The sequence below is a fragment of the Streptococcus sp. Marseille-P7376 genome, from assembly GCF_902460385.1.
Classification (GTDB): domain Bacteria; phylum Bacillota; class Bacilli; order Lactobacillales; family Streptococcaceae; genus Streptococcus; species Streptococcus sinensis.
On sequence record NZ_CABPTS010000024.1, the window covers coordinates 1 to 15,659 of the forward strand.

The following is a 15,659-nucleotide window of genomic DNA, read 5'->3' on the forward strand; positions in this document are numbered from 1 at the left end:
ACTTTTTCCATGCGCTAAAATCGTCCTCGATCACTTTCACATTGTGCAACATCTCAGCCGGGCTATGAGTCGTGTTCGTGTTCAAATCATGAATCAATTTGAGAGAAAATCTCACGAATACAAAGCATTGAAACGCTACTGGAAACTGATCCAACAAGACAGCCGTAAACTCAGCGATAAACGTTTTTATCGCCCAACTTTTCGCATGCACTTGACAAATCAAGAGATTCTTGAAAAGCTACTCTCTTACTCTCAAGAACTCAGAGAACACTATGAGCTTTACCAACTCTTGCTTTTTTATTTTCAAGAGAAACAAGCTGAGCATTTCTTTGGACTCATTGAAGAAACAATTTCTTGTATAAATCCTATCTTTCAGACTGTTTTTAAAACCTTTCTCAAGGACAAAGATAAAATTATCAACGCTCTTGAACTCCCTTACTCAAATGCAAAACTGGAGGCTACTAACAACCTCATCAAGGTTATCAAGCGCAACGCTTTTGGCTTTCGGAACTTTGACAACTTTAGAACTAGAATTCTCATCGCTTTGAATATCAAAAAGGAGAGGACATTTTTGGTCCTCTCCAGAATATGACTTTTTAGTAACCCACTACAGTTGACAAAGAGCCAAAAAAGAGAGAACTTGCGTTCTCTCTCGGTGCTAGAATTTATCACCTATTAGCCAAAAAGAATGGATTAGAGATCTCAATCTTCTTTTTTACGGCGAGTTCCAATACCAATCAGCGTCAATAGCGCCCCTATTCCTGCTGCCGTCATAACTTTCGCATTCTCAGTATCCTCACCTGTACGTGGAAGAACTGGTGCTGGAGTTGTTTGCGCTTTTGGTTGTGTTGGAGTGATCGGTGTCACTGGAGGCTCTGGCTTAACTGGAGTATCAGGAACCTCTGGAGTTGTCGGCACTGCGCTGTAATGCACATCCTTGACAATATTCTCTTGGGTAACTGCTTCTGACGGAACGGTCGCAACATCCACAGTGTAACCTGGAATCACTGGTGATGGCACAGCGTCATAGTTGACTTTGTCGCTTGTCCAAGCTGTGGCAGAAACTTGATTGCCAGTCACCTTATCTGTCGTCACGCTACGAGTCCAAGTTGCTGTCTGAACTTGGTCAGCTGGTGTTTGGCTGCCTGCACCATGGTAACGAACAGTCAGGTTCACAGACTTGCTTTCTTGGATATCAGTTGTGCCGTGTTTCAAGCGAATCACTACGTTTTGATCCACACTGCTGTCTGTGTCAAATTGACCTGGCAGGGCATCCTGAGAAGCCACTTCGTAACCTTGTGCCAAGTAGCCCGCAACTACAGTATCGTATTTCGTTTGAGCTGCGGCCGGAAGAGCTGCACCTGAATCACCTGTGGTCAATTCAACTTGATGTTCCAGTGTCTGACTGGTTGTTTCATCTACTACCGTGTACGTAACTTTTTGAGTTTGGATTGCGTAATGCACATCCTTGACAATATTTTCTTGGGTAACTGCTTCTGATGGAACAGTCGCCACATCCACAGTGTAACCTGGAATCACAGGCGATGGCACAGCGTTATAGTTAGCTTTGTCGCTTGTCCAAGCTGTGGCAGAAACTTTATTGCCAGTCACCTTGTCTGTCTTCACGCTACGAGTCCAAGTTGCTGTCTGCACTTGATCAGCTGGTGTTTGGCTGCCTGCACCATGGTAACGAACAGTCAGGTTCACAGACTTGCTTTCTTGGATATCCGTTGTGCCGTGTTTCAAGCGAATCACTACGTTTTGATCCACACTGCTGTCTGTGTCAAATTGACCTGGCAGGGCATCCTGAGAAGCCACTTCGTAACCTTGTGCCAAGTAGCCCGCAACTACAGTATCGTATTTCGTTTGAGCTGCGGCCGGAAGAGCTGCACCTGAATCACCTGTGGTCAATTCAACTTGATGTTCCAGTGTCTGACTGGTTGTTTCATCTACTACCGTGTACGTAACTTTTTGAGTTTGGATTGCGTAATGCACATCCTTGACAATATTTTCTTGGGTAACTGCTTCTGATGGAACAGTCGCCACATCCACAGTGTAACCTGGAATCACAGGCGATGGCACAGCGTTATAGTTAGCTTTGTCGCTTGTCCAAGCTGTGGCAGAAACTTTATTGCCAGTCACCTTGTCTGTCTTCACGCTACGAGTCCAAGTTGCTGTCTGCACTTGATCAGCTGGTGTTTGGCTGCCTGCACCATGGTAACGAACAGTCAGGTTCACAGACTTGCTTTCTTGGATATCCGTTGTGCCGTGTTTCAAGCGAATCACTACGTTTTGATCCACACTGCTGTCTGTGTCAAATTGACCTGGCAGGGCATCCTGAGAAGCCACTTCGTAACCTTGTGCCAAGTAGCCCGCAACTACAGTATCGTATTTCGTTTGAGCTGCGGCCGGAAGAGCTGCACCTGAATCACCTGTGGTCAATTCAACTTGATGTTCCAGTGTCTGACTGGTTGTTTCATCTACTACCGTGTACGTAACTTTTTGAGTTTGGATTGCGTAATGCACATCCTTGACAATATTTTCTTGGGTAACTGCTTCTGATGGAACAGTCGCCACATCCACAGTGTAACCTGGAATCACAGGCGATGGCACAGCGTTATAGTTAGCTTTGTCGCTTGTCCAAGCTGTGGCAGAAACTTTATTGCCAGTCACCTTGTCTGTCTTCACGCTACGAGTCCAAGTTGCTGTCTGCACTTGATCAGCTGGTGTTTGGCTGCCTGCACCATGGTAACGAACAGTCAGGTTCACAGACTTGCTTTCTTGGATATCCGTTGTGCCGTGTTTCAAGCGAATCACTACGTTTTGATCCACACTGCTGTCTGTGTCGAATTGACCTGGCAGGGCATCCTGAGAAGCCACTTCGTAACCTTGTGCCAAGTAGCCCGCAACTACAGTATCGTATTTCGTTTGAGCTGCGGCCGGAAGAGCTGCACCTGAATCACCTGTGGTCAATTCAACTTGATGTTCCAGTGTCTGACTGGTTGTTTCATCTACTACCGTGTACGTAACTTTTTGAGTTTGGATTGCGTAATGCACATCCTTGACAATATTTTCTTGGGTAACTGCTTCTGATGGAACAGTCGCCACATCCACAGTGTAACCTGGAATCACAGGCGATGGCACAGCGTTATAGTTAGCTTTGTCGCTTGTCCAAGCTGTGGCAGAAACTTTATTGCCAGTCACCTTGTCTGTCTTCACGCTACGAGTCCAAGTTGCTGTCTGCACTTGATCAGCTGGTGTTTGGCTGCCTGCACCATGGTAACGAACAGTCAGGTTCACAGACTTGCTTTCTTGGATATCCGTTGTGCCGTGTTTCAAGCGAATCACTACGTTTTGATCCACACTGCTGTCTGTGTCGAATTGACCTGGCAGGGCATCCTGAGAAGCCACTTCATAACCTTTTGCCAGATAACCTGCGACTACGGTATCGTATTTCGTTTGAGCTGCGGCCGGAAGAGCTGCACCTGAATCACCTGTGGTCAATTCAACTTGATGTTCCAGTGTCTGACTGGTTGTTTCATCTACTACCGTGTACGTCACTTTTTGCGTTTGGATGGTGTAATGCACATCCTTAACAATATTTTCTTGGGTAACTGCTTCTGCTGGAACAGTCGCAATGTCTACGCTGTAACCTGGAATCACTGGCGACGGCACAGCGTCATAGTTAGCTTTGTCGCTTGTCCAAGCTGTGGCAGAAACTGGTTGGCCAGTCACCTTGTCTGTCGTCACGGTACGAGTCCAAGTCGCTGTTTGTACTTGGTCAGCTGGGGTTTGCCCTCCTGCACCATGGTAACGAACAGTCAGGTTCACAGACTTGCTTTCTTGGATATCCGTTGTGCCGTGTTTCAAGCGAATCACTACGTTTTGATCCACACTGCTGTCTGTGTCGAATTGACCTGGCAGGGCATCCTGAGAAGCCACTTCATAACCTTTTGCCAGATAACCTGCGACTACGGTATCGTATTTCATTTGCGCTGCTACTGGAAGAGCTGCAGCTGAATCACCGGTGGTCAATTCAACTTGATGTTCCAGTGTCTGACCAGTTGTTTCATCTACTACCGTGTACGTCACTTTTTGCGTTTGGATGGTGTAGTGTACATCCTTGACAATATTCTCTTGGGTAACTGCTTCAGACGGAACTGTCTCGATATCTACGCTATAGCCTGGAATCACTGGTGACGGCACAGCGTCATAGTTGGTTTTGTCGCTTGTCCAAGCTGTGGCAGAAACTGGTTGGCCAGTCACCTTGTCTGTCGTCACGGTACGAGTCCAAGTCGCTGTTTGTACTTGGTCAGCTGGTGTTTGGCTGCCTGCACCATGGTAACGAACAGTCAGGTTCACAGCCTTGCTTTCTTGGGATTCAGTTGTGCCGTGTTTCACATGAACAACAACATTTTGATCATAGCTACTATCAAGGTCGAACTTAGCTGGAAGCGGATCTTTCGAAACTAATTCATAACCTCGGGCTAGATAAGCATCCACGATTGAATCATACTTAGCTTCTGTGTCATTTGGAAGAGGAGTATCAGAGTTACCACTTGTAAGCTCTTGCTTATCTTCCAGCGTGGTATTGGTTGTATCATCAATGATGGTATAGGTTACTTTTTGCTTGTCTGCCTTGTATTTAACCGTAACGGTGATATCATCCTGATTAGCAGTTACGTTTTCTGCGTCAACTTTAGCCTTATCTGGGGTGTAACCATCAACAGTTGGAGAAACTACCTCTGGGAAGGTGCCGGTAGATGGTGTCCAAACCTCTGGTGTAGTATTCTTTGTTACTTCATCTGTTTTTATTTCTCTAGAGAAAGTCAAGGTAGATTTCTTCTCTGGAGCTGCTGGTGTATTATCATCCTCGTAGACGTAGTTAATCGTTTGAGTTACAGTCTTAGTTTCTGTAGAAGTTGATACTTTGTGTTTCAAGCGAATCACTACGTTTTGATCCACACTGCTGTCTGTGTCAAATTGACCTGGCAGAGCATCCTGAGAAGCCACTTCGTAACCTTGTGCCAGATAGCCTGCGACTACGGTATCGTATTTCACTTGCGCAGCTGGTGAAAGAGCTGCACCTGACTCACCTGTTGTCAATTCCACTTGGTTTTCCAGAGTTCGACCTGTTGTCTCATCTACAACTGTGTACGTAACTTTTTGAGTTTGGATTGTGTAATGCACATCCTTGACAATATTCTCTTGGGTAACTGCTTCAGACGGAACTGTCTCGACATCTACGCTATAGCCTGGAATCACTGGTGATGGGACTGCATCATAGTTTACTTTGTCGCTTGTCCAAGGTGTTGTTGAAACCTCTGTACCTCTGATTTTATCTTTTGTTACTGTACGAGTCCAAGTCGCTGTTTGCACCTTATCTTCTGGTGTCTGGTCACCGGCACCGTGGTAACGAACAGTCAAGTTTACATCCTTGCTTTCTTGGATATCAGTGGTACCATGCTTCAAGTGAACAACTACATTTTGATCGTGGCTACTGTCAAGGTCAAACTTAGCTGGAAGCTGGTCTTTCGAAACCAATTCATAACCTTGAGCTAGATAAGCATTCACCATTAAATCATATTTTTCTCGGGCACTGTCTGGAAGAGGAGTATCAGAGCCTCCGCTGGTAAGTACTTCCTTATCTTTCAGCGTTTTTTGAGCAGTGTCGTCAATGATGGTATAGGTTACTTTTTGCTTATCTGCTTTATAGGTAACCGTTTCTTCAATATCTGCGCTATCTCCCGTAATCTGTTCAACGGCTGCTACAGTTGCCTTATCTGGTGTATAACCATCAACCTTTGGAGAAACTACCTCTGGGAAGGTTCCAGTAGACGGAGCCCAAGAACCCTTATGGACAATATTATTAGTCACCAGATCCTTGGTGTTAATCCGCTCAAAGTCCAAAGTCTGAACCTTAGTAGCCGCTGCCTGCGTGTTATCTTCATAAACATACGTGATGGTCTCTGTGACTATCTTTGTTTCTTGAACTGCAGCTACCTTATGACGTAGATGAACTTCAAAGGTTTGAAGATTTTCATTATAGGTTACACCATTTGTTGGATAATTGTCTGAAACAAGTTCATAATTTCGATCAGTATACGTCTTAATGGTTTCAGCTGTTTGATAAGGGTCAGTCTGACCATAAAGTCCATTCAGATCCTTCGTTTCAAGCGTTTCTCCTGTTGTGTCATCGATATAAGTTACCTTTGCACTAGCTGGATTAGCTTTGTAAACGACTGTCTTTTCGATATTGGCACTGTCAACAGTAATGTTATCAACCGCTGGAACCTCTGCTAAGTCTGGAGTGTAACCTTTGATTGTCGGAGATGTTACGGCTGCAAAACTTGTTCCATTTTCTGCTGTCCAGTCCCCAGTTGTAATATTTGTAACAAGGTCAGTTGTTGCTGTTCTGGTGAATTTTAAGCTGCTAGTGTGGTCTGGAGCTGCTATTGCACCGCCATCATAAATATAATGGATGGCTTCCTTAACCGTCTTTTCTTCTTCTACTGAAGTTGTTTTATGACGTAGACGAATAGTGACATTCTGATCAACAACATCATTGGTGTCAAATTGAGTCGGCAGTGCTTCCTGAGAAACCAACTCATAGTTTTGAGCTAGATAGCCTGCTACAACAGCATCGTAAGTTGTTTGCGCTTGCCCTGACACAGCTCCGTTGGAGACACCTTTTTCCAACAAAACTTTATCTTCTAATGTCTGACCTGTTGTCTCATTAATCACCGTATAAGTCAGTTTCTGTTCATTCGCCTTGTACACGACCTTACGTTCCACATCGCTGCTGGTTGCACTGATGTTCGCAACTGCATCAACAGTTGGAAGGTCCGCTGTGTATCCTGCAAGCACAGGAGAGGTTACCGCTGGGAAGGTAGCTGTTGATGGAGACCAAGTACCCTCATTGACAATATCATTGGTTACCAGATCCTTGGTGTTGGTCCGATTAAAGTCTAGGTTTTGAACTTTAGGAGTAGCTGCTTCGCTGCCATTCTCATAGACATATTGAATCGTTTCTTTGACAGTTTTAGTTTCAACTTCTGGAGCTGTCTTGTGACGTAAGTGAACCTCAAAGGTTTGAGGATCATCAGTATAGGTCACACCAGCTGATGGATAATCATCTGAAACGAGTTCATAATTCTTATCTGTGTACTTTTTGATTGTTTCAGCTGTTTTATATGGATCGGTAGTATTATATGCACCAGTCAGTTCTTTTGTTTCAAGAACTTTTTCTCCTTTAGCATCATCGTCAATGTATTTGACTTTGGCATAGGATTGTTTGACTGAGTACACATAGTAAAAGTTTTGATCCTCATTGATGAATGAAATCGGCTTGGCTTCTTTTAATTGTGAGCCATACCCATTGATTGCTGTATCAGCAGTTACAAGACTATAACCCGCAATTGTTTTTGGAGCAGCTTGATAATCAGGTGTTTGGGGTGCCATTGCTCCTGCTGGATAGCCATACTTAAAGTCTCGAGTTTCTAACTCCTTACCATTTGTGTCAACATAGTGTATGGTGATCTTCTTTTGACCGACAGCACGCGCAATGGATGGAGTTGTTTTTGCAGAAAGTTTCTCTTCGTTTTTAATTTTTTTGATCGTTCCATCATCATCAACACTATAACTAAAACTCTTAGACCCTTCACCTAGAGCATTTTCAATTGATGAATCCGCAAAAGTAATCCGAGTTGAATGACCTGTACCTTGAATAACGTTAGCATTTTTTAAAATACTACTAACTTTTCTGTTAACCTCTTCTGTTCTATTAATTTCTTGATACTTATCGCCCATTTGAGCATAGTCGTCAGTTGGCCAAATATCATGATAGGTAGTAGCACCATTTCCTGTCATTTTTCCTAAATTAATAGCAACTGTGTAGGTCCCATCTCCATTATCAATAACAACCGAAGAGTTTTTACCCGCTTGTTTTAATGCCTTAACAATCTCTTCATCAGTTGAATTTGCTGGCAGTTCAATTAATTTGTTATCTGGGTCTGAATTGATGCTAATAGAAGTTGAAGTATCTCCTTTAACAAGATATTTCCCATCCTCACTAATTGCTAAAGTAGAAGTATATCTTTTAAGGTCTGGTTTGATACTAACAATTTTTGACCCATTACCCGGTTTTATATGATGGACAGAAATGATATCACCATTTGGAATTCCTGTTTGTCCAGAGTTGGTACCATCGCTTGACAATAAATTATTATAATAATTTGCGTCCCCAGTTGAAGTGCCTATTTTTATTGAATTTGCTCTATCGCTACTTGCACTATTATAAACAGCAAAAGGCGCCTGTGCTTTCTCAAATGTTCTTGGTGTTGGTTTAAAAGTAAACTTATTGCCATTTATTTCTAAAATAATATTTTCATAACTTGATTTTGCTGTAAATTTCCCAATAGTCGCTGCTTTTTGGGTAATTTCAACAATCTTTTGTCCTGAAAAGTTATTATTTAAAGTGATTACATAAGCCAGATTATTTGGGTTAGAATAATCAAATTTAATTGTTCCAACTCCATTTATTGGTTCTTCTGTTCCAGAACCAAGATTTGAATAATAGGCACCATACGCGTTATTTGTCAATTTAACTGGAATACGAATCTTTGAACCAGCATTTAACGTACCATCTTGAGTAAGCGTAAACTTCATATGAATTTGGTCAAAAGCTATTTCTTGATTTGACAAAACCTTTTCATCTCCAGGATTCATACTTGTTCCATCTTTTGTCGTAACAGTTACGGAAAAGTTTGAAATATGTGAAGAAGCTTCTGCGACACTTCTACGAGTACGCACCGCACCTGCCGAACGAAAGGCAGAATAAGACTGCGCATTAGTTGACTGTTCGATTGGCTTAGACTCGTCAGAAACTGAATTTTCTTTTGCAACTGCTGCAGAGGTTGAAGTATCCGCAGATACCTTGTTTGTGCTTTCTGTCACTGAGCTGGTTGTCGGAACTGATACTTTCTCGTCTGGCTGCCCAGTAGTTTGTGCTGGAGTTTCAGTTTTTTCTACTACTGTTGCTCCTGAAGCTGGAGCGGCATTCTCTGACACTGCCGCAGGTGTTTGAGAACTATTATTTTCAGCGACTACTGAAGTCCCTTCTGATACTGGTGCTTCAGTTGTTGAAACTGAAGAACTTGGAGTTGATACCTCTGAAGTCAAGCCTGCTGCCGCAGTTGTGTCAGTCGAAGCTGGATCCGTAACATTCTCTGTTGACACAGCGCTCACACTACTGTTCTCATCCGCTTGAACAGTCGGCGCGCCAATAGCCAACCCGTATACAGCCAGACTGGCTATTGCAATCGAAACAAGCCCAACATTTTTCTTTCTCAAAGAAAATTTATCGTGTTTGCCCTTATAAATTTTAAAACTTTTCACTATTCCTTCCTTCCTTAGTTATATCTATTTATTATCTCAATCTGCCTAAACTCTTAAGCAAACTTGAATTTAATGATACAAAACTAAAATGTTGAATATTTTAGAAGAGTTCATTCCCCTTTGGCAAGACTTTACTTTGCCTCCCAAAAAAACAGAATACTTCCATATTATATATTATACTTTTGCTATGAGAATAATTCAAATAATATGCAAAAAAAGTATACAAAAATTACAAAAGTGTAACTTCCCAAACTGAGTTCTGTTTTCCTAAAAAACTAACAGTTATCCTAAAACAGATATTTGTGGGGAAACGACCGAAGCAACACTGGATTCTAGTAAATACACTAAAAAAGAGAACAGACTGTTCTCTGGCTCTATAATTTCTGTAGTGGGTAAATCCACCGCAGGGATTATGGAGCCGATTTTGTTGTAGAAAAAAAGTCCCATAAGACCTATAATGAAAAGCAACGAAACCATCATTAGAAAGAATCTTATGGAACAATTAAATTTTATCACAAACCTACTCGAAATTAAAGACAAAAATATCATCATTCTAGATTACAAGGACTCGGGGACTCATAAAGAAATCCTCGCTAAGCTAGATTATCCCGCACCTAAATGCCCTCACTGCCAAGGAAAAATGGCTAAATATGACTTCCAGAAAGAATCGAAAATTCCCTATCTAGAGTGCGCGGGATACAAGACATTGATTCGTCTAAGGAAACGACGTTTCCGCTGTCAAGATTGCGGGAAAGTAGCTGTCGCAGAAACGTCCTTAGTCAAGAAGAATCACCAAATCGCAACCATCGTCAAGCAGAAAATCGCTCAAAAACTAATCGACAAAGTCCCTATGACAGTTATCGCTGAAAACTTGGCTGTCTCTACTTCCACCGTCATTCGTAAATTGAAAGAATTCAAGTTCAAGACTGACCTTAACTACCTTCCAGAACACATGAGCTGGGATGTGGAAACAGTCAGGGAAGTGACTGTTTCAATCGGAAGATAGAGATGAGCTTCATTGCACAGGATTTTGATTCCAGAAAAATCGTAGCTATCTTAGATGGACGGACTCAAGCAACGATTCGCAATCACTTTCTGCGCTATTCCAGACAGGTCCGAAACGGCGTTAAAGTCATTACCATGGACATGTTTAGTCCCTACTACGATATTGCCAGAAAACTATTTCCAAACGCTAAAATCGTCCTCGATCGCTTTCACATTGTGCAACATCTCAGCCGTGCTATGAGTCGTGTTCGTGTTCAAATCATGAATCAGTTGGATCGAAAATCGCATGAATACAAAGCATTGAAACGCTACTGGAAACTGATCCAACAAGATAGTCGGAAACTCAGCGATAAACGCTTTTATCGTCCGACTTTTCGCATGCACTTGACAAATCAAGAGATTCTTGAAAAGCTACTCTCTTACTCTCAAGAACTCAGAGAACACTATGACCTCTACCAACTCTTACTCTTTCATTTTCAAGAGAAACAAGCTGAGCATTTCTTTGGACTCATTGAAGAAAGGATTGCTTGTATAAATCCTATCTTTCAGACTGTTTTTAAAACCTTTCTCAAGGACAAAGATAAAATTATCAACGCTCTTGAACTCCCTTACTCAAATGCAAAACTGGAGGCTACTAACAACCTCATCAAGGTTATCAAGCGCAACGCTTTTGGCTTTCGAAACTTTGACAACTTTAGAACTAGAATCCTCATCGCTTTGAATATCAAAAAGGAGAGAACCAATTCGGTCCTCTCCAGATGCTAGCTGACATCGACCCACTACAGTTGACAAAGAGCCTGTTCTCTTTGGCAACCGGAATTCAGCACTCATCCTCATTTCTGGTGAGTCACAGTTATTTCCCTTACTATTATATAGGTAAGATGTTTATTCGAAGCTATCAATCGTTGCATTGATAATCTTGAGTGACTCTTTTGTATAATCTTTTTTATTAGCTTCTGCTTTTGCTGCTGGACGCGGTTTAACAATCGGCTCAGATTTTATCACTGGACGTGACTTAACCACTGGCTCAGACTTTACTTCTGGGCGCGGCTTAACGACTGACTCAGACTTTACTTCTGGACGGGGCTTAACAGCTGGCTGAGAACTTACCGGACGTTGTGACTTAGTAATAGGCTCAGACTTTACCTCTGGACGGGGCTTAACGACTGACTCAGGATCTGAGAAAGGTGCAGCTTCAATTTGTGCTGCCAGTTCATCTTCCTCAACATCATCGATAGCGGCACTTGCGCTGAATGATTGCTTCGTACCCCATTGTTTGCGAGCATCTAATTCACGAACAATAAAGACTGGATTGCAAAATTCTTTCGGAACAAGAACCTTGATCTGATCCTCTGTAAAGAGCTCGGCTCCATCTAGATCCGAAACAATATCCCAAGCAATATGTCCATCAGCACCACGTACATAATCACCAAATTCGTCTCGTCGGCAAACTAAGAAGCTTGGCAGACCCAAACTCTGAGTGATGTTGACATAGCGCATACCTGTATCAACTTCCCAAACTCCTGAAAAAACAGCTTCAAACAAGGCTCTGTACTGATCCTCTGAATCAAGTGAAAAGCCATTAATGGTTTTCATAGCATTGGCACTGTACGCTCTCGATAAAACTTCCAGTTTTTTCTTATATGTATCAAAAGATTTGCCTTTCAAGAACTGGTCTTGTCCGACAGTTAAAATCGGTTTTTCAATTTCTGACATGATTCAAAACTCCTATTCATTATTATTCAGATTAAATCTCAAAGTGATCAGCATTAGTTTTGGTTTGGAAGCACCAAGTAGCTTACGTGCTAATACTATTTTAAAAATCCCCACAACATTTCCCTTAGCGTCCTGTCTAAAATTTTTCCCAACAACTTCAACATTACGCTGATGCTTCTCTTTGACAGTATCACGGACAGCTTTCATCATTGAATCTTTAATTTCATCCGTATTGGAGTACTGACTATAAAAAGAAACAGACTGTTGCTTTTTAAAGACCGCTCGATAGACCAGCTTTCTATAATATCTCTTATAGATAATTGCCAGTAGAAACGGTGCAGCCAAATACAAGTCAATAACCGGATCTTTTAGAAAAACAAATAGCCGATTATCAAAATAACTAATCACTGATAAGTAGCCCAAGGCGGATAAAATTTTAAAATAATTACTTGCTATCGTAATGTTCTCAAAGCTATTTGTCACCAGAAAACCTATCAACATATAAGCAAATGATCCAACCAAGGAAACAATATGGATATAATTTAAAGGAATGCCGAGAATATTATGTGTCAGAAGTAGGAGTGCCGTTCCGGCAACAAACACAATTCCAACAAAATAGACAAACTCTGCTAACCATTTCAACAAGACTAGCAGAACCAAGTAATAATCTCTCTTCTTTTTAGTCTTTTTCTTTTTTTTCTTTTTTTTATACTCTAAGTCAATAAACACCATAGAGTAGGTCCTACACTTTCCCTAATTAAATTTTTATACAAAATAGCCCAGCCGTCTTTACTAAAACAACTCTGTTCTCAATCGCTACAGATCTTTACCTTTAAAAGCCTTAGCGAATAAAATTCCGCAATTACATATATAGTAACAAAAAAATGCCAATATTACAACGAAAAGTGTAACGCTTACATCATCCTGCCTCAGAAGCCTTAAGTCCCTGTACACAAGTCAAAACACTTGTAAAGCACAGGAAAAAATAAGCTGATTTTCGTTCATCCTCTAATAACAATTTCTGTTACAAATCACAGAACTATCTAAGCAGCAAATTCATCACAGGCGCAAACAGCCTCTGGACTTACTCAATGAGAATTTGGCGCTTTTACCACCCAGAATTTATAGCATCTTTCGAGTGTAGAAAAAGCCTCCTATAAACTAAACCTAATTAAAAGCAATAAAGCTATAATTAGAAAGATTCATATGAGGCCTTTTAATAAACACCACAAAACAGGGCAGAATAAGAGCCCTATCTTGTGTTATTTTACATGCTTTTCTTACTCTTATTTTTGACCAAGGGCAGCTGCCATAGTTGCAGCAACTTCTGATTCGAAATCATTAGCAGCTTTTTCAATTCCTTCACCCACTTCAAAACGAGCGAAAGCAATCACTGCTGCATTCACAGACTCAAGGTAAGCTTCAACTGTCTTGCTGTCATCCATGATGTAAACTTGTGCAAGAAGTGTATATGCTTGGTCAACTTTTGTGTTGTCAAGCAAGAAGCGATCCATTTTACCTGGGATGATCTTGTCCCAGATTTTTTCTGGTTTACCTTCAGCTGCGAGTTCAGCTTTGATGTCTTCCTCAGCTTGTGCAATTACTTCGTCAGTCAATTGAGCTTTAGAACCGTATTTCAAGTGTGGAAGGGCTGGTTTGTTAACCATAGCACGGCTTTCGTTATCTTGATCGATAGCGTGGTTCAATTGTGCCAATTCATCTTTGACAAATTGCTCATCCAACTCTTTATATGAAAGAACACTTGGTTTCATAGCTGCAATGTGCATTGACAATTGTTTAGCAAGAGCGTCATCGCCACCATCTACAACTGAGATAACACCGATACGGCCGCCATTATGCTGGTAAGCACCGAAGTGTTGCTCATCTGTCTTTTCAATCAAAGCAAAACGACGGAATGAGATTTTTTCTCCGATAGTAGCAGTTGCAGATACGTATGCAGCTTCAAGAGTTTCACCTGAAGGCATTGTCAATGCAAATGCTTCTTCGTTGTTAGCTGGCTTGCCTTCAGCGATGACTTTAGCTGTAGTATTTACCAATTCAACGAATTGAGCATTTTTCGCAACGAAGTCAGTTTCAGCGTTAACTTCAACAACTGCCGCAACGTTACCATCTACGTAAACACCTGTTAAACCTTCAGCGGCAACACGGTCAGCTTTCTTAGCTGCTTTTGCCATACCTTTTTCGCGAAGCAATTCAATTGCTTTTTCGATGTCGCCATCAACTTCAACCAATGCTTTCTTAGCATCCATGACACCAGCACCAGATTTTTCACGCAATTCTTTTACCAGCTTAGCTGTAATTTCTGCCATTTTTCTTCTCCTATGTTTACTATTTTTAAATAAAGGGGCTGGGCTGAGCCCCGCCCCTTTAGGTTAATTGACTTATGAAAATTATGCGTTGTCGCCTTCTACAACTTCAACGATTTCTTCGATTGAGTCTGCTTGAATTTCAGTTGCAGCAAATTCTGCTTCAACAGTTGCCACAGCATCCTCACCTTGACGACCTTCGATAACAGCGTCAGCCATTTTCGCAGTGATCAATTTAACGGCACGGATTGCGTCGTCGTTAGCAGGGATAATCACATCGATATCGTCTGGATCAGTGTTTGTGTCAACCATCGCAACTACTGGAATACCAAGTTTCTTAGCTTCCTTAACAGCGATTTGCTCTTTATGAGGGTCAACAACATACATTACATCTGGGATACGAGGCATTTCTTCGATACCACCCAAGAATTTTTCAAGACGAGCACGTTGTTTGTTCAAAAGTGCTACTTCTTTCTTAGGAAGAACTTCAAAGATTCCTTCTTCTTCCATACGTTTGATTTCTTTCAAACGAGCAACACGTTTTTGGATAGTTGTCCAGTTTGTAAGAGTTCCACCCAACCAACGGTGGTTGATATAGTATTGACCAGCACGTTCTGCTTCTTCTTTTACAGCTTCTGCAGCTTGCTTTTTCGTACCAACAAACAAGATAACTGCATCGTTCGCAGCTGCATCACGCATGAAGTCATAAGCTTGATCAGCGTATTTTACAGTTTGTTGAAGGTCAATAACGTGGATACCGTTACGTTCAGTGAAGATGTACTTAGCCATCTTAGGGTTCCAGCGACGAGTTTGGTGACCAAAGTGAACACCAGCCTCAAGAAGTTGTTTCATTGAAATTACTGCCATGAGTAAATTCTCCTTTTTGTTTTTTTCCTCTTTTAGATTTCAGCTCGCAGGACCACCCGAAGGCAACGGACCCACAATTCATCTAAAATGAGTATTTCTGCCGTTTACACGACATCTATTATCATATCAAAAATTCTGTCTTTTGACAAGTGCTTTATACATTTCATATTTCTAATCTTTTTCTAATAAAGCGACAGTTATTTAAAAGACATCTCTTTATAGAATCTAGCTAAAAGTGAATATTTTGCGCATATAAAACAGTATTTAGAATCCTCAAAGAATTTCTCCACAATAAAAAGAGAGGACAAATTAGTCCCCTCTTTTAATCAGCTTCAACATTCTTACGTA

Annotated in this window: 7 protein-coding genes; 2 read left to right on the forward strand and 5 right to left on the reverse strand. The window is 41.5% G+C overall.

Features of this window, described 5'->3' with window-relative positions:
* The coding region (locus tag FZ952_RS09860; protein ID WP_148881546.1) for a transposase at positions 1 to 592 on the forward strand (592 nt) is incomplete at its 5' end.
* A 110-nt stretch (positions 593 to 702) separates the two neighbouring features.
* Here the strand turns inward: FZ952_RS09860 and FZ952_RS09875 are convergent.
* Positions 703 to 9,396 carry a mucin-binding protein gene (locus FZ952_RS09875; protein ID WP_262366357.1) on the reverse strand — a complete coding sequence of 2,898 codons (8,694 nt, stop codon included), beginning with the start codon at positions 9,394 to 9,396 and terminating at the stop codon, positions 703 to 705.
* 493 nt (positions 9,397 to 9,889) lie between these two features.
* Between FZ952_RS09875 and FZ952_RS09885 the strand changes: the two genes are divergently transcribed.
* A protein-coding gene (locus tag FZ952_RS09885; RefSeq protein WP_410468296.1) for an ISL3 family transposase occupies positions 9,890 to 11,166 on the forward strand; the annotation gives its coding sequence in 2 pieces (ribosomal slippage) (positions 9,890 to 10,400 and positions 10,400 to 11,166; 1,278 coding nt in all).
* Between the two features lie 120 nt (positions 11,167 to 11,286).
* Here the strand turns inward: FZ952_RS09885 and FZ952_RS09890 are convergent.
* The 4 genes from FZ952_RS09890 to rpsB all read right to left on the reverse strand — a co-directional run bounded on the left by FZ952_RS09890 (position 11,287) and on the right by rpsB (position 15,311).
* A complete protein-coding gene (locus tag FZ952_RS09890; protein ID WP_148881548.1) occupies positions 11,287 to 12,117 on the reverse strand; it encodes a hypothetical protein in 831 nt (276 codons plus the stop codon).
* Between the two features lie 12 nt (positions 12,118 to 12,129).
* The gene (locus FZ952_RS09895) at positions 12,130 to 12,849 is read right to left on the reverse strand and encodes a hypothetical protein (RefSeq protein WP_148881549.1); all 720 of its coding nucleotides are present in this window, start codon (positions 12,847 to 12,849) and stop codon (positions 12,130 to 12,132) included.
* A 554-nt stretch (positions 12,850 to 13,403) separates the two neighbouring features.
* On the reverse strand, positions 13,404 to 14,447 hold the full coding sequence (gene tsf / locus FZ952_RS09900) for a translation elongation factor Ts (RefSeq protein ID WP_037615891.1): 1,044 nt from the start codon (positions 14,445 to 14,447) through the stop codon (positions 13,404 to 13,406).
* A gap of 81 nt (positions 14,448 to 14,528) precedes the next feature.
* A complete protein-coding gene (rpsB, locus tag FZ952_RS09905) occupies positions 14,529 to 15,311 on the reverse strand; it encodes a 30S ribosomal protein S2 (RefSeq protein ID WP_062201372.1) in 783 nt (260 codons plus the stop codon).
* Between the last annotated feature and the right edge of the window lie 348 nt (positions 15,312 to 15,659).